18 protein-coding genes are annotated in these 13,843 nt (G+C 67.2%); 9 read left to right on the plus strand and 9 right to left on the minus strand.

Translation table 11 applies throughout. The features are described from left to right. The first annotated feature begins 31 nt into the window (after positions 1-31). Together OCI36_RS07285 and OCI36_RS07290 are read left to right on the plus strand one after the other, a co-directional pair. Positions 32-802 (plus strand): metallophosphoesterase family protein, encoded by a 771-nt coding sequence (locus OCI36_RS07285; protein WP_261664438.1) that lies wholly within the window; start codon positions 32-34, stop codon positions 800-802. A gap of 91 nt (positions 803-893) precedes the next feature. Further along, positions 894-1,865 carry a cation diffusion facilitator family transporter gene (locus tag OCI36_RS07290; protein ID WP_261664439.1) on the plus strand — a complete coding sequence of 324 codons (972 nt, stop codon included), beginning with the start codon at positions 894-896 and terminating at the stop codon, positions 1,863-1,865. A 12-nt stretch (positions 1,866-1,877) separates the two neighbouring features. Here OCI36_RS07290 and OCI36_RS07295 read toward each other — a convergent pair whose 3' ends face one another. Beyond that, a complete protein-coding gene (locus OCI36_RS07295; RefSeq protein ID WP_261664440.1) occupies positions 1,878-2,639 on the minus strand; it encodes an SDR family NAD(P)-dependent oxidoreductase in 762 nt (253 codons plus the stop codon). 44 nt (positions 2,640-2,683) lie between these two features. On the opposite strand from OCI36_RS07295, the gene OCI36_RS07300 reads away from it, so the two are divergent. The 5 genes from OCI36_RS07300 to OCI36_RS07320 all read left to right on the plus strand — a co-directional run bounded on the left by OCI36_RS07300 (position 2,684) and on the right by OCI36_RS07320 (position 6,570). Further along, positions 2,684-3,640, plus strand: a complete 957-nt coding sequence (locus tag OCI36_RS07300; RefSeq protein ID WP_261664441.1) for a DNA polymerase III — start codon at positions 2,684-2,686, stop codon at positions 3,638-3,640. Continuing rightward, the gene (locus OCI36_RS07305; RefSeq protein WP_261664442.1) at positions 3,640-4,371 is read left to right on the plus strand and encodes an MBL fold metallo-hydrolase; all 732 of its coding nucleotides are present in this window, start codon (positions 3,640-3,642) and stop codon (positions 4,369-4,371) included. The genes OCI36_RS07300 and OCI36_RS07305 overlap by 1 nt, the downstream gene beginning before the upstream one ends. Beyond that, entirely contained in the window at positions 4,368-5,027 is a 660-nt protein-coding gene (locus OCI36_RS07310) for an MBL fold metallo-hydrolase (RefSeq protein ID WP_261664443.1), read from the plus strand. The genes OCI36_RS07305 and OCI36_RS07310 overlap by 4 nt, the downstream gene beginning before the upstream one ends. 37 nt (positions 5,028-5,064) lie before the next feature. Next, positions 5,065-5,721, plus strand: a complete 657-nt coding sequence (locus tag OCI36_RS07315; RefSeq protein ID WP_261664444.1) for a hypothetical protein — start codon at positions 5,065-5,067, stop codon at positions 5,719-5,721. A gap of 195 nt (positions 5,722-5,916) precedes the next feature. Continuing rightward, positions 5,917-6,570, plus strand: a complete 654-nt coding sequence (locus OCI36_RS07320) for a DUF2270 domain-containing protein (protein WP_261664445.1) — start codon at positions 5,917-5,919, stop codon at positions 6,568-6,570. 10 nt (positions 6,571-6,580) lie between these two features. On the opposite strand, the gene OCI36_RS07325 is transcribed toward OCI36_RS07320, so the two are convergent. Genes OCI36_RS07325 through OCI36_RS07350 form a run of 6 tightly spaced genes read right to left on the minus strand, consistent with a single transcriptional unit; the run spans position 6,581 to position 9,746 of the window. Then, positions 6,581-6,715, minus strand: coding sequence for a hypothetical protein (locus tag OCI36_RS07325; RefSeq protein ID WP_261664446.1), 135 nt, complete (start codon positions 6,713-6,715; stop codon positions 6,581-6,583). Between the two features lie 11 nt (positions 6,716-6,726). Further along, positions 6,727-6,870 (minus strand): hypothetical protein, encoded by a 144-nt coding sequence (locus tag OCI36_RS07330; protein WP_261664447.1) that lies wholly within the window; start codon positions 6,868-6,870, stop codon positions 6,727-6,729. Next, positions 6,870-7,760, minus strand: coding sequence for a 4-(cytidine 5'-diphospho)-2-C-methyl-D-erythritol kinase (locus OCI36_RS07335; RefSeq protein WP_261664448.1), 891 nt, complete (start codon positions 7,758-7,760; stop codon positions 6,870-6,872). Before OCI36_RS07335 ends, OCI36_RS07330 begins: the two co-directional genes overlap by 1 nt. Then, positions 7,753-8,487 carry a 2-C-methyl-D-erythritol 4-phosphate cytidylyltransferase gene (gene ispD, locus OCI36_RS07340; RefSeq protein ID WP_261664449.1) on the minus strand — a complete coding sequence of 245 codons (735 nt, stop codon included), beginning with the start codon at positions 8,485-8,487 and terminating at the stop codon, positions 7,753-7,755. The genes OCI36_RS07335 and ispD overlap by 8 nt, the downstream gene beginning before the upstream one ends. 12 nt (positions 8,488-8,499) lie before the next feature. Continuing rightward, positions 8,500-8,796 (minus strand): hypothetical protein, encoded by a 297-nt coding sequence (locus OCI36_RS07345; protein WP_261664450.1) that lies wholly within the window; start codon positions 8,794-8,796, stop codon positions 8,500-8,502. Next, positions 8,790-9,746: an MFS transporter gene (locus OCI36_RS07350; RefSeq protein ID WP_261664451.1), complete on the minus strand. Its 957-nt coding sequence runs from the start codon at positions 9,744-9,746 to the stop codon at positions 8,790-8,792. The genes OCI36_RS07345 and OCI36_RS07350 overlap by 7 nt, the downstream gene beginning before the upstream one ends. Positions 9,747-9,799: 53 nt before the next feature. On the opposite strand from OCI36_RS07350, the gene OCI36_RS07355 reads away from it, so the two are divergent. Then, positions 9,800-10,408, plus strand: a complete 609-nt coding sequence (locus OCI36_RS07355; protein WP_261664452.1) for a hypothetical protein — start codon at positions 9,800-9,802, stop codon at positions 10,406-10,408. Positions 10,409-10,422: 14 nt separating this feature from the next. On the opposite strand, the gene OCI36_RS07360 is transcribed toward OCI36_RS07355, so the two are convergent. Together OCI36_RS07360 and OCI36_RS07365 are read right to left on the minus strand one after the other, a co-directional pair. After that, the gene (locus OCI36_RS07360) at positions 10,423-11,001 is read right to left on the minus strand and encodes a UbiX family flavin prenyltransferase (RefSeq protein WP_261664453.1); all 579 of its coding nucleotides are present in this window, start codon (positions 10,999-11,001) and stop codon (positions 10,423-10,425) included. Beyond that, positions 10,998-12,509 (minus strand): carboxypeptidase M32, encoded by a 1,512-nt coding sequence (locus OCI36_RS07365; protein WP_261664454.1) that lies wholly within the window; start codon positions 12,507-12,509, stop codon positions 10,998-11,000. Before OCI36_RS07365 ends, OCI36_RS07360 begins: the two co-directional genes overlap by 4 nt. Before the next feature lie 193 nt (positions 12,510-12,702). Between OCI36_RS07365 and OCI36_RS07370 the strand changes: the two genes are divergently transcribed. Then, on the plus strand, positions 12,703-13,791 hold the full coding sequence (locus OCI36_RS07370; protein WP_261664455.1) for a transposase: 1,089 nt from the start codon (positions 12,703-12,705) through the stop codon (positions 13,789-13,791). Positions 13,792-13,843: the final 52 nt, after the last annotated feature.

Below are 13,843 nucleotides of genomic sequence, written 5' to 3' on the forward strand. Positions count from 1 at the left end.
AAAACAGCGGCCGCGTTGCTAAGCTGACAGGGTGCGTGCCCTGCTGCTTTCCGACATCCATGCCAACAAGCCTGCACTGGACGCCGTGCTGGAGCATGCTCACCGAGACGCGGCACGCTACTCGGCCACATACTGCCTAGGCGACGCCCTGGGCTACGGCCCGCACCCGCGCGAGGTGCTCGAAAGCCTGCAGGACCTGCGGGCGCAGTGCGTGCTGGGCAATCACGACCTGGGCCTACTGCAACTGGTGGACGGGCAACGGGCGGCGGCGGTAGGCACCGGCACGCAGGTGCTGGTGTGGCAGATCGGGCGGCTGGGCCAGCGCGACCTGCGCTACGTGCGCGGCTGGAAAGACGTGATTGAAGACGCACCGCTGGGCGCGCGGCTGCGCCACGGTTCGCCGCTGTCGCTGAACGAATACACCGACTTGGACGCCGCCCGGCGCAGTTTCCGCGAGTGGGGCGGGTCGCTGGCGTTTGTGGGGCATACCCATATTCCGGCCGCCTACGCCACGCTGCAGGGCACGGCAGGCGAGTGGATGCGGCACCAACCCATCACGGCGGCCCCAGGTCAGCCCTGCACGCGTTACCCGGTGCCGCCCAAAGCCCGCGTGATTCTGAACCCTGGCAGCGTGGGGCAGCCGCGCGACGGCGACCCCCGGGCCGCCTACGGCGTGTACGACAGCGACCTGCGAACGCTGGACGTGTTCCGAGTGCCATACGACATCGAGCACACCCAGCGCGACCTGCGCGCCGCCGACCTGCCCGAGTCGCTGGCCGTGCGGCTGTCGGCCGGCCTCTGAGCCGAGTGCCTGCCGGGGCTTTTCAGCGGCACTTTTTCCGGTCGGCGGTTCCAGTCTGGCGGCCAGCCAATGCTCTAGGCTGGACCTGACCATGACTGGTAGCGACCCCCACCCGCACGAGCAGCACGCTCACTCCCACGCCCACGGCAGCCACGACCACAACCACGGCGCCGGAGCCAGCACCCGGCAGCTGGGACTGGCGCTGGGCCTGACCAGCCTCTTTCTGGTGGTGGAAGTTGCCTACGCCTTTATTTCCGGCAGTCTGGCGCTGCTCTCAGACGCCGGGCACATGCTGACCGACTCGGCAGCCCTGGCACTGTCGCTGCTGGCGGTCAAGGCCGGGCAGCGCCCCGCCGACCGGCAGCGCACCTTCGGCTACCGCCGCACCGAGATTCTGGCGGCCGCCATCAACGCCGCCGCGCTGCTGGCCGTGGGCATCTACATCCTGTATGAAGCGGTGCAGCGACTGCGCGAGCCGGTCGCCGTGCAGACCACGCCGATGCTGGTGGTGGCGGTGCTAGGCCTGGCAGTCAACCTGCTGAGCGCGCGCATTCTGGCCGGCGGGCAGGAAGGCAGCCTGAACGTGCGCTCGGCCTACCTGGAAGTGCTGAGCGATCTGCTGGGGTCGGCCGCCGTGATTGCGGGCGCAGTGCTGATCATGTTCACCGGCTGGACCTGGGTAGACCCCCTGCTGGGCGCCGGTATCGGGCTGTGGGTGCTGCCGCGCACCTGGCGCCTGCTGGGCGAGAGCATCAACGTACTGCTGGAAGGCGCGCCCGCCGGCCTGGACCTGGACGCTCTGCGCGCCGAGCTGGGTGCCCTGCCGGGCGTGGCCGAGGTGCATGACCTGCACGTCTGGAGCATCACCAGCGGTGAACACAGCCTGACAGTGCATCTGGTCTGTCAGCAGGCGGGCGCCGACCTGCCGGCTGCCTCGGCGCCCAGTGCCGAACTCCTGAGTGCGGCGCAGGAGGTGGCGCACAGTTACGGCATCGACCATGTGACGGTACAGCTGGAACCGCCCGGCCACCACGGCGAACACGCCCACGACCTGCACCCCTGAGCACCTGCCAACCTAGCGGCGCCGGCGCCGGGCGCTGTAGCCATGCGCAATCAAAGGGTCACTCAGCGCCGGGACAAGCTCGGCCAGGGCGGCCAGCCGGTAGAGGCGCGGCACCGTCACCTCGCGGCGGGGGCGCTCCAGCACGCCTGCAATGGCCCGCGCCACCACCTCTGGCCCCGGCATGGGCAACCGGCTGCGGGCCGTCATCCCGGTGCGGACAAACCCGGGCGACACCACGCTCACGTTCACCCCGCTGCTCCACAGTTCCCGCCGCAGGGCATGGCTGAACCCGCGCACCCCGAATTTGCTGGCGCTGTAGGCTCCCTCGGTCGCCACCTGCCCCGCCACCGACGCCACATTGACAATGTGCCCACGCCCGCGTGCCAGCATGCCCGGCAGCACCAGCGCCGTGAGGGCCATCACCGCTTCCAGGTTGACGTGCAGCACCCGGGGCCAGTCGGGGTTTTCCCACCAAGCTCCCCCGCCCAGGCCCACGCCGGCATTGTTCACCAGCACATCTATCTGCCCGAAGTGGTCCAGCGCCGAGCGCACCAGCGCTTCCCGGGCGGCCGGGTCGGCCACATCACACGGCACCGCAATGACGCGTGACTCACTGGGGTCCAGCCGGCGGGCCAGGGCGCGCAGGCGGTCTTCACGGCGTGCAGCCAGCACCAGCGCATCCCCCCGCGCCGCCAGCTCACGGGCGGTGGCCTCCCCGATGCCGCTGCTGGCACCGGTCAGCAGGACAACGCGCCGGGACATGGAATGGGTCATGCGGACATTATGCCGGGCGGGGCCACCGGATTAGACTGGCGGTCATGTTGCCTGCGCTGCCCCACGCCCACCTGCCGCTGCTGGAACAGGCCACCGCTTCGGGTGGCAACGCCCTGCTGCTGACCGGCGCTGAGTATGGCGGCAGCCTGGCGCTGGCGCTGGCCATCTTTGCCGCCAGCAACTGCTCGGGGCAGCGCGGCATGGGCGGCGAGGCCTGCGGGGTCTGCCCCAGTTGCCGGGCGCTGGCGGCCGGGGCACACCCCGACCTGCTGGAACTGGCACCCCGCGAAACCACCAGCACCGGCCGGGCGGCGCGGCGCCGGATCATTCCCATCGGCGCGATTCTGGAAAGCCGCGACAAAGGCCACGAGTTCGATACACACGTCTTCGAGTTTCTGGAGGTGCGCCCCACCTACCACCGCCGCGGCGTGCTGATTCAGGGCGCTGAGTACCTGGGTGCCGAGGCCGCCAACGCCCTGCTCAAGCTGATGGAAGAGCCGCCCCACGGGGCCTTTTTCCTGCTGCTGGCCGGCGACGTGCGGGCGGTGATGCCCACCCTGGTCAGCCGCAGCACTCGCCTGGGCGTGCCCCCGCTGAGCGACGCCGCCATGCAGGAGGAACTGGCCCGGCGGCTGAGCGCAGACCCGGCAGCCGCCGGGCTGAACGCGCAGGAGCTGGTGGCTTTTGCGGCTGGCCGCCCCGAAGTGCTGGCCCACGCCGGCGAGGTGGCGGCGGCGCTTTCCGGGGCCGCCAGCCTGCACGCGGCGCTGCATGAGGGCCTGCTGCCCACCCTGGACACGGCCGGCGAGTTGGAAAAAGGCTGGTCCCCCTGGCATGCCGAGGCCCTGCGCTTCGTGTGGCGCGTGGAAAGCCCGGCGGCCCGCGCCCGGCTGGACACAGCGCTGGACACCCTGGAGCGGGCGCTGGAAGCCTACGCCAACCCGGCGCTGAGCTTCATGGTGTTCGGGCTGGCAGCGCGGGCTGCCCTGGGGGAAGGCTGATGCTGCCCCGCTCGCTGGGAATCGTGCCCCCGCCGCCCTACAACCAGCTGGAGCCGGTGCAGCACGGCGCCGCCTGGGTGCGGGTTCTTTCGACCGGGCTGCTCAATGAGAACTGCGTACTGGTCACCGACGCGCCCAGCGGGGGCTGCGGCTTTCTGGTTGACCCTGGCAGCGACGCGGCGCAGATTCTGCGGATGCTGGACAGCAGCGGCGCCGAGGTGCAGGCCCTTTTGCTGACCCACGGGCACTTTGACCACATCGGTGCGGTGCAGGAGGTGCGGGAAGCCCTGAAGGTACCGGTGTATCTGCACCCGCTGGACGGAGCCATCTATGCCGGGTCGGCGGACCTGGCCGGGCTGCTGGGCGCAGCCGACTTTCAGCAGCCGGCGCCGCCCGACGCGCCCCTGCGGCAGGGACAGGTGCTGACGGCTGGCGGCCTTACCCTCACGGTCCGCGAGCTGCCGGGCCATACGCCGGGCCACGTGGTGTACCGGGGAGACGGCTTTGTGCTGTCGGGCGACACCCTCTTTCCCGGGGCGCTGGCCCCCACCAACCTGCCCGGCGGTGACCGCCCACAGCTGATTGCAGGCATCCTACGCGAGTTGCTGAGCCTGCCGCCAGACACCCGGCTGTACCCGGGGCACGGCCGACCCCTCAGCGTGGCCGACGGGCGCGCCAACCCCCTCTTTCGCCGCCGGCTGGCCGCGCAGGCCGGTACACTGCCCACATGACTTTTGCACTGCCGCAACCTGCTGTTCACGGCGAGGTCCGCATCTGGTCGCTGCCCACCGGACCCCTGCAGGAAAACTGCTATCTGGTCGCCGGCGCGGGCGGCCAGGGCTACCTGATTGACCCCGGCGAGGACGCCGCCCGCATTCTGGCGCTGGTCGAGGCTACGGGCGTGCAGGTGCAGGCTATCCTGCTGACCCACGGGCATTTTGACCACATCGGCGCGGTGCAGGCGGTGCGTGAAGCGCTGAAAGTGCCGGTGTACCTGCACCCGGAAGCGCTGGACGACTACCGCAGCGGCCAGGAGCGAGCGGCGCAGTTTGGCCTGCGGCTGGCCCAGCCGGCGGCCCACGACCACGACATTGCCCAGGACCAGCTGTTTGAGGCAGAGGGCGGCCTGCGCCTGATGGCCCGCGACCTGCCCGGCCACGCCCAGGGGCATGTGGTGTTCGTGGGCGACGGCTTCGTGCTGGCCGGCGATACCCTCTTTGCGGGCAGCATCGGCCGCACCGACTTGCCGGGCGGCAACCACCCGCAGCTGCTGGCCGGCATCCAGGCCGAACTGCTGACCCTGGACGGTGAAACGGCCGTGTATCCCGGCCACGGCCCCACCACCACGGTGGGCCGCGAGCGGCAGACCAATCCGTTTTTAAGCTGAGGGACTAAGGCCAGCCGGGAGCTTTGGAATCCTGAGCATGTCCAAGAAGAAAATGATGGCGGCCTTGCTCCTGCTGGGGCTGACTTCTCCCGCGCTGGCCCAAGCCGGCGGCGCTCAGTCTGGCCGGGTGCCGACCCGTCCTGCCGCTACCCCGGTACAGGGTATGCAGGGTGGCCGGGCCACTCCGGCGGCCACACCGCAGGCCGCCATGCAGCAGTTCTGCCAGGACCTGGACCGTCAGGGCTGGCAAACGGCAATAGGCAAAATGCTGGGCGTGTCCCAAAAGCAGATCACCCAGCTGTTCAATGCCAATATAGACGACAGGGAAATGGTAGCAGCGGGCAACGAGATGCTCAGCAAAAGCCGCTGTCAGGTGCTGAGCGCTCAGGGCACGCAGGTCCGGGTCAGGGCCAGCGGCGCAGACTTTGTCGCCATGATGAAGCGGGTGATGAACGATCCGGCTGTGCAACAGGTTGAGCTGGGCCAGCTGCAGGGCCTCAAGACGGACGCCGATATGGCGCAGGCCGCGGTTCAGAGCATGCAGCGTCAGTACCAGATCGGGCAGCTGCCGCTGTACACCCGGACGCTGAATGTGGAGCTGGAACGCCTGAACGGCCGCTGGGTGCTGACCGACGACAGCGTATCCGTCCTGTTCGATGTCCTGACCGGGGGCGCCAGCCGCGTAGACGACTGAGCCGGGAACACTCTATCTCTCTCACCCCCGGGTGGGAGTTTTTTTATGGGGCGGGTCTGCAGTCTGCTGTGCGGATCCTGGGCAATCATCGGCAGCGGCCCCGGAGTGGTTCGGCACCCACGAAGTGCCCTGTTGAGAGCTGGAATGGCGGCGCAGAGCCTGCTGGGCGCGCGGGTGCTTTAGGCTAAGGCCGATATGACCGACGCCCGCCCCGGCACCATCACCGCCACCAGCTACAGCGGCAACGCTGCCAACGCCCTGATTCACCTCTACCGGGGTGAATCGTACAAGATGGTCAGCTACCGCCAGCGCCTGGACAACACCACCAACTGGGCGGTGGTCACCACGGCCGGTCTGGCCAGCTTCGCGATGGGCGAGGGCAGCCACAGCCACGCCACCTTTTTGTTCGCCATGTTCATGAACTTCTATTTTCTGCGGCTGGAAGCGCGGCGCTTTCGCTCGTACGAGATCGCGCACCACCGGGTGCGGGTAATGGAGCGCTTCTTTTATCCGGCCATGCTGGGCGAGCATGTGGACGCCGGCTGGCACCAGTTCCTGCTGGCCGAACTTGCCAAGCCGCGCAGTCCCATCAGCATCCGCGAGGCGCTGGGCTGGCGGCTCAAGCGCAACTACCTGTGGATTTACGCGGCCGTCCTGATCGCCTGGCTGGCCAAACTGGCCGCCGAGTACCCGGCCGGCGCGCCCATCACCCTAGAAACCTTCGTGCAGACGGCGCGGGTAGGCACCCTCTCGGGCTGGGTGGTCTTTGCCGGAGTCATTACTTTTTATGCTTACCTGATTTCGCTGGCGGTCAGCGCCTCGCGCGAGTATCCGCTGGAAGATGACTGAGGTCGGCGGTTCAGCAGCGCGGCCCCTGCCAGTAACCGATAGCCACTTCATCTTCAGCCAGGGCTTCTGTCTGGCGGCACATGACCGGGTCATCGGCCATCAGCGTATCCAGCGCCAGGCGGCGTGCCTGGGCAATGTCACGCACCAGATCCGGCGTCAGATCCTCAGCTCGGTACAGGCAGCCGCCTCGCCGTGCAGTCGCTCATAGTGGCCCAAGCGGTCCAGCGTCACGGTCAGGTTCTCCAGCACGCGCCAGATTTCCAGCAAGTCTTCGGCGGAAAGTGTCTTTTCCTGCGGCATCAGGCGTGACCTGCGCGGCTGGGACCATCCAGCACCTGCGCGGCGGCCACCCACCAGCCTGGCTGCGCGGTCTGCACACTGGCCGCCGCTGCCTGAGCGTGCGCCGCGTCCCGCGCCACCCCGAAGCAGGTCGCACCGGAACCGCTCAGCAGCACCGAGTGCAGCCCAGCGTCTGCCAGCGCCTGCAAGGTGGCTTCGATTTCCGGGTGCCGCCGCAGCACGCCACTTTGTAGCGAGTTGAAATACGGCAGTTCCCGGCCACCTTGCAGCGCCGTGATGATGCCGGGCAGGTTCAGGGTGGGGCCGAATTCCGCCGTCTCGTCCAGCCAGCGGTAGGCGTCGGCGGCGCTGACCTCGCTGCCAGGGTTGGCCAGTACCAGCCAGGCCGGGGGCAGTGCGACCGGGCGCAGGCGCTCGCCCACGCCTTCGGCCAGTGCGGGGCCGCCGGTTAGGAAAAACGGCACATCGGCGCCCAGGCTCAAGGCCAGCGCCGGCAGGTTCACCCCGGCCGGAAACAGCTGGGCCAGTGCCTGCAGGGTGGTGGCCGCGTCGCTGCTGCCCCCGCCCAGGCCCGAGGCCAGCGGCAACTGCTTGTTCAGGGTGATCTGGACGCCTGCGTCCAGACCAGCCGCGTCCAGATAGGCACGGGCAGCGCGGTACACCAGATTGCGTCCATCGGTCGGTAGGCCCGTGCCGTATGGTCCGGTGCAGGCCAGCGTTAGCGTGGGCGCCGGCGCAAAGCTCAGCTCGTCGCCTACGCTGAGCGGCACCATCAGGCTGTGTAGCTCATGGTAGCCGTCCGGCCGCACGCCCAGCACGCTGAGGCCCAGGTTGGTCTTGGCCGGGGCAAACAGGGTCAGGGCTTCAGGACGAGTCAGGGGTTCAGGCATGGTCGGCTCCCTCCTTCTCCAGCAATAGGCTGGCCGCCAGCGCCTCAGCCAGTGCCAGGTCGCCGCCGCGCGTCACTTTCAGCAGCCGGGCGTCGCCGGGCACCAGCTCTACTGGATGCCCCAGCCGTGCCACCAGCCCGGCGTCGTCGGTGGCACTGAACCCGGCTGCGGTAGCGCCGGCGTGGGCCGCCTGCAGCAGTTCGCGCCGGAAGCCCTGCGGGGTCTGCACCGCCCAGAGGTCTTCGCGGGGCACGCCTTCCGCCCAGAACGCGGGGCCGCCCGGAGCCGCCTCGCCGCCCCGCACCAGCGAATCGGCCACCGGGAGGGCCACCGTCGCCGCCTCGCTGCGCTGCACCGCCGCCTGCACCGCCTGCACGATGTCGGCACTCAGGAAGGGCCGGGCCGCGTCGTGAATCAGCACGTATTCCGCTCCGGTAGCGTCCAGCAGCAGCCGCACGCTGTCCTGGCGCGTTGCTCCACCCGTAATGGTCCGCACGCCAGCCGGCACATCGTCCGGCAACGCCAGCCCTTCGGGCAGCGCCACCACCACCTCACTCACATGCGGGGCTAGCGCCGCCACAGCCCAGGCCAGCAGCGAGCGCCCGCCCACCGTCACGGCAGCCTTGGGGCCGTGTCCCAGGCGGGTGCCGGAGCCGGCAGCGGGGATGAGGGCGGCGAAGGAGAAGGAGGAGGATGGTTGATGGTTGAGGGGAGACGGAGGGGCCACGATGCTGGGATTTTAATCTTGAAACGCGGCCCGGCGCTGCAACTGCGGCACCGTCAGGCCAGCGGTGACGACAAAGGCTGCCAGCAGCAACCCCGCCGACAGCCACAGCCAAGCACGCGGTCCTATGGAATGCATGGTTGCGCCTGCCAGCGCCGCGCCCAGCAAAAAGGCAAGCTGCATCAGGGTGTTCTGCACGCCTTTGACGCGCCCTAGCAGAGGCCCTGCCACGTAGCGCTGCTCTAGCGTGGCCTGCGCGATGTTGGCGGGAGCATTGCCCAGCGAGGTCAGAATCACCCCCGCAATCAGCACCCAAAACCCTGGGGCCCTGGGGCCAGCGCGATAGCCGTAGCGCCCAGCACCATCACGCCCAAGCCGCCCAGCAGCGTGACGGGCAGCGCAGCGCGGTGAGCCGCCGCCACCACCAGCGAACCCGTCAGCACCTGCGCTACGCCATTGGCCGTGCTCAGCCAAACCAAATCGGTGGCGGATTGTCCCAGGGTCTGTGCAATAAAAAAGAGCACGACGACGCTATTGATGCCCCCTGAAAGCACGCGTAGGGAGAGGGCGAGCAGTGAACTGGAGATGAGGCGGTCTTGCCCAATCAGCCTCAGGCCAGCCATCAACTCTTGCCAAATGCGGCCCCGCTCCGGTTGCCGAAGGGTGGCCTCCTGAGTGGGCAGAGGAGGCAACCGCAGCAGCAACAACGCCGACAGCCCGAAACTCAGCGCATCCACCCCAAAGGCGTAGGCCGCGCCATACGCCGAGTACACCAGGGCCGCTCCCAGCGGAGCCACGATGAAGCTCAGTTGGGCCATCACCACCCACAGTCCGTTGGCACGTTCCAAATCGGCCCCCTCCACCACACGCGGCAGGGTGGTTTCTGAGGCCACCTCGCCTAAGACACTCACCCCACTTAGGAAGGCCAGCGCCAGCAAACCCAGCGGCACAGAGTGCAGCGCAGCGGCCCCCACCAGTCCCAGGCTGCACAGCAGGCGCAGAAGGTCGCAGGCCAGCAAGGTACGGCGGCGCTCCCAGCGGTCAGCCCATACCCCCGCCAGCGTACCCAGCAGCAGGGTGGACAGCACGCCTACAGCCGTCGCCAGCGCCATCACTGGGCCGCTTCCGCCCGAAGCTTCAAAAAGCCACAGGCTGACGGTGATAGCACGAAAAGCGTCGCCCACAGTAGAAACGAACCCCGCCGCCCAGAGCCAAGCAAACGCGGGCCTGGCACGAACCCAAGCAAAGAGTGAACCGGACATGCCGCACCGTAGGAGAGAACCAACTCCTACGGCAAGTCGCTAGGCTGAGTAGTGTGCAGAGCGAAGAAATGACGCTAGATTCAGCGGAGGCGGCACGGCTCCTCACGGACGCGGCACAGTATCTGGCGCCCTTTGCGGCCCACCCGGAAACAGTGAGCGGGGCAGCCCGGCGGCTAGGGCTTCCGCTGGGGCGGGTGCATTACTGGGTGCACAAGGCGGAGGGCCTAGGCCTGCTCCGGGTCACGCACCAGCAGCAACGTGCAGGCCGTCCAATACGGTTTTACCTCACGGCGGCGCGGGCCTTTTTCGTGCCTGCCTATCTGCTGGATATAGAGCGCCGGGTCACTCAAGAACTCGCTGCTTACCGCAAGTATTTGGCCGCCGTGGAGCGCGTACAGCCTGACCTACTGGGCTACGGCCCGCTGACTGTGCGCTTTGATGGGCAGGGAGCCAGCCTTGATTTCGGGGAACAGGGTTGGTCAGGCGAGGCACTCCACATCCGCGCAGGCAGTTTGTATCTGCCCCCAGCAGAGGTCCGCATGTTCAGGGAAGAACTGAGCGCCCTTTTTGCGCGTTACTATGCCAAGCATTCAGAGTCACTGGAGGCAAAGCGTTACTTGGTGCATCTGGGCGTGGTGGCTGAAGAGGAGAGGGAGGGTTAAGAAGGCCGTTTAGATTACCTTTCTTCCCCCCACCGCCTGAACCCCCCCGCCTCCAGCCCGAACTGGTCCAGCACCCGCACCGTCACGAAATGCAGGAGTTCGTCCACACTCTGCGGCGCGTGGTAAAAGCCGGGGCTGGCGCTCATGATGGTGGCGCCCGCGTCATGGGCGGCCAGCATGTTGACCAGCATGGGCCGGGGCAGCGGGTCCTCGCGCAGCACCAGCGCCAGCGGGCGGCGCTCCTTGAGTGTGACGTGGGCGGCGCGGCTCAGCAGGTTGTCGGCAAAGCCGTGGGCAATTTTGGCCAGGGTCCCGGCGCTGCACGGCACCACCACCATGCCGTCGGTGCGGAAGGAGCCGGACGCAATGCTGGCGCCCAGATCGCGGTCCTCATGTACCGCGGACGCCAGCGCGGTCAGTTCGTCCAGCCGCACGCCACCTTCGGCCGCCATCACCCGTTTGGCCCCGCTGGTCACAATCAGGTGGGTTTCCACGTCCAGCTGGCCCAGGGTCCGCAGCAGGTCCAGCGCGTAGGGAATGCCGCTGCCCCCGCTGACCCCGACCACCAGCCGCTGGCGCCGGGTTTGGGTCACAGCGACAGTCCGTACAGCTCGCCGTACTTGCCACGCAGGTAAGCCAGATAATCCTCGGCGCCCAGTGGCTTGCCGGTGGCCCGCTCCAGCAGCTCAGCGGGGCTGTAGAGCGCGCCGTGCTGATAGATGTTCTCGCGCAGCCAGCCGTGCAGCGGGCCGAACTCGCGCCGGGCGATCTGGGCGTCCAGCTCCGGCAGAGCGCGGCGGGCCGCCGCATAAATCTGCCCACTCATCAGGTTGCCCAGGGTGTAGCCCTGAAAAGCCCCGGCCACCGGCCCGAAAAACCAGTGCACGTCCTGCAACACGCCGTTGCCCAGGGTGTCGCTCTGCAACCCCAGGTTGTCGCTGTAAGCACTCTGCCAGGCGTCGGCCAGGTCGCGCACCGCCAGCCGGCCCGAGAGCAGTTCGCGCTCCAGGTTAAAGCGCAAGATGACATGCAGGTTATAGGTCAGTTCGTCGGCATCGGTGCGGATCAGGCTGCGGCGCACCACGTTGCTGGCGCGGTACAGCTCGTCGTCGGTCACGTCCGCCAGCTGCTCCGGGAAAGTCGCCCGGAACTCGGCGCCGTAGGCTTCCCAAAAAGCGCGGCTGCGGCCCACCAGGTTTTCCCACAGGCGCGACTGGCTCTCGTGGACCCCGGAGCTGGCGCCCCCGCCCAGCGGCGTGCCCAGATACGGCGCGGCAATTCCCTGCTCGTACATGGCGTGGCCGGACTCGTGCAGGGTGGAATACAGCGCGTCGGTGGGGTCGCTCAGCTGCACTCGGGTGGTAATGCGGATATCGTGGTCGCCCAACCGGGTCATGAACGGGTGGTGGGTCAGGTCCTGGCGGCCCGAGTTGAAGTCGTAGCCGTAGTCGCGGATCACCTTCTCCCCGAAGGCCAGCTGCTGCTGCGCGGGGTACTCGCGGCCGATAAAGTCGGTGCGCGGCTCCGGCGCAGCTGTCACGGCCTGCACCAGCGGCACCAGTTCGCGCTGCAGGTCCGCAAACACGGCGGCGATGGCCTCCGCGCTCATGCCCTCGTCGGATTCGTCGATATGGGCGTCGTGCGGGTCGGCGAACTGCGGGAAGTGGCCCGCCGCCTGCAGGGTCAGGTCCAGCGAACGCTCCAGCAACGGCACCATGCCGGCCCAGTCGTTCTCCGGGCGTGCACGCGTCCAGGCGGCGTAGGAACGGCCCCAGTGCTCGGCCATTTCACCGACCAGCGCCGCCGGCAGCCGGGTGTTGCGCTCGAAGTCCTTCCGGGCCAGCGCCAGCATCCGGGTCTGCACCGGGTCCAGGTCGCTGCGGCTTTCCAGGGCGTCCAGGGTGCGGCCATACGCCGCGTCGGTGGCGTGGGCATGCTGAAGCCGCGACAGCAGCGCCTGCTGGCGGCTGCGGCCCTCAGCGGCGGCCTCCGGCTGATAGGTGCTCTGGTCCCACCCCAGCAGCGAGGCCATATCCCGCAGGTCGCTGAGTTCGCGGTAGTGGGCCAGGAAAGCTTGCCAGGTCTGGTCGGGGGTACTCATGCGGCCAGCATAACGGAAGAGCCACGAGGAAAAGATCTGACCAGCTGCCTCACAGAGAGTCACTCAATGAGGTGAAAAATAATGGATATTGCAGCTACGAAGATTTGGTCGCCCAACGCCATAAATCTTTTACTCAGAACTTGCACCTGTATAGGGAGACAAAAAGCGCTCCCAGAGCTGAAATTCTGGAAGTGTGAATCAACCGGTTTCAGGGGAGCGCGTCCGTATTTTCGCACAGCAGGTTCTGGATATTCCAGAGACGCTGTATCAGCAGCGAAGCTTGCAAGCTTCGCTGCACCTCTTCCACAGTCCAGGTCAGAAGACCAACTTCAGCCAGGCAGAGGGAGTCAGCCCCAGTGCACTCAGCCGTTTCTTCAACGTCTATGACTGGGATTCAGACCGCTGCCGGGAAGAGATGCAGGACTTCCAGTGGCGCATCCTGCTGGATACAGCTCGTCACAAACGTAGACCTCGAATGCGGCTCAGCGTGGATCTGACCACGGTGGAAAAGGTGGGAACTCAGCTGCCCTATGTCAGTGTCTACAACGGTAGGCACGGCATCCATCTGGTGGTCTTGTTCGCCGAATATGGGGAACTGAAGTTCCCCATTTCTTACCGGATCTACCAGGGCAAGCACACCAGCACCCCGGTCACACTGGCCCTCGACTTGCTGGAAGAGGTGCCAGACTTCGTGGGGAAACGCTTTCAGGTCTGCGTACTGGCGGACAGCGGATTCGAATCCGCTGTCTTTCTGGACGGTGTGCAGCGCCTGGGTTTCGAGTTCGTGGTGGGTGTGAGGAGCAACCGGCGCACAGACCATCCTGGACAGGTGACGGTGGCGGACTGTCCGCATGGGGGGTACGTCAACCTCGCCAACTGGCCTCTGGAAACGCTGTCTCTGGGGAGGATGGACCGTGGGGACCGCGAATTCTTCGCGGTGTCGTCTGAGCTGTTAGAGGGGGATGACATCCTGGCCGAAGGAAAACGGCGCTGGGCACTGGAGTCGTTTTTCAAAGAAGGGAAGCATCAGTTTGGGTTGGCGCAGTTCGCGCTGCGAACTGCCAGGGGTCTGGACCGCTGGATTTTGATGGTCTTCCTGGCCTTCACCCTGACCATGCTGTACCGCTCTGAGGACATGACCCTGAAAGAGGCAGCCCGCTTGGCCCTACATACCCTCTTCCCCGAAGTCAGGCTGAACCACCTGCTGAGCCAAATTCAAAAAGAGCAAGAATTCCTCCACCAGCACGGCTATTCGCTCAGCTATGCAAGGTGCAACTTATGAGTTTTATCTTCTTCTGAGGCCTGAAGCAGACATTGGGGTGGGCTACCGTTCA

The organism is Deinococcus sp. Marseille-Q6407 (assembly GCF_946848805.1).
In the GTDB taxonomy this organism is placed as follows: domain Bacteria; phylum Deinococcota; class Deinococci; order Deinococcales; family Deinococcaceae; genus Deinococcus.

What these genes read in the sequence shown, in the direction of transcription:
- OCI36_RS07300 (WP_261664441.1), top strand. Translation starts at nt 2,684, where the DNA reads ATGTTGCCTGCGCTGCCCCACGCCCACCTGCCGCTGCTGGAACAGGCC.
- OCI36_RS07330 (WP_261664447.1), bottom strand. Translation starts at nt 6,870, where the DNA reads ATGCCGCAGGAAAAGACACTTTCCGCCGAAGACTTGCTGGAAATCTGG.
- OCI36_RS07365 (WP_261664454.1), bottom strand. Translation starts at nt 12,509, where the DNA reads ATGAGTACCCCCGACCAGACCTGGCAAGCTTTCCTGGCCCACTACCGC.
- OCI36_RS07350 (WP_261664451.1), bottom strand. Translation starts at nt 9,746, where the DNA reads ATGTCCGGTTCACTCTTTGCTTGGGTTCGTGCCAGGCCCGCGTTTGCT.
- OCI36_RS07305 (WP_261664442.1), top strand. Translation starts at nt 3,640, where the DNA reads ATGCTGCCCCGCTCGCTGGGAATCGTGCCCCCGCCGCCCTACAACCAG.
- OCI36_RS07335 (WP_261664448.1), bottom strand. Translation starts at nt 7,760, where the DNA reads ATGCCTGAACCCCTGACTCGTCCTGAAGCCCTGACCCTGTTTGCCCCG.
- OCI36_RS07320 (WP_261664445.1), top strand. Translation starts at nt 5,917, where the DNA reads ATGACCGACGCCCGCCCCGGCACCATCACCGCCACCAGCTACAGCGGC.
- OCI36_RS07290 (WP_261664439.1), top strand. Translation starts at nt 894, where the DNA reads ATGACTGGTAGCGACCCCCACCCGCACGAGCAGCACGCTCACTCCCAC.
- OCI36_RS07315 (WP_261664444.1), top strand. Translation starts at nt 5,065, where the DNA reads ATGTCCAAGAAGAAAATGATGGCGGCCTTGCTCCTGCTGGGGCTGACT.
- OCI36_RS07310 (WP_261664443.1), top strand. Translation starts at nt 4,368, where the DNA reads ATGACTTTTGCACTGCCGCAACCTGCTGTTCACGGCGAGGTCCGCATC.
- OCI36_RS07295 (WP_261664440.1), bottom strand. Translation starts at nt 2,639, where the DNA reads ATGACCCATTCCATGTCCCGGCGCGTTGTCCTGCTGACCGGTGCCAGC.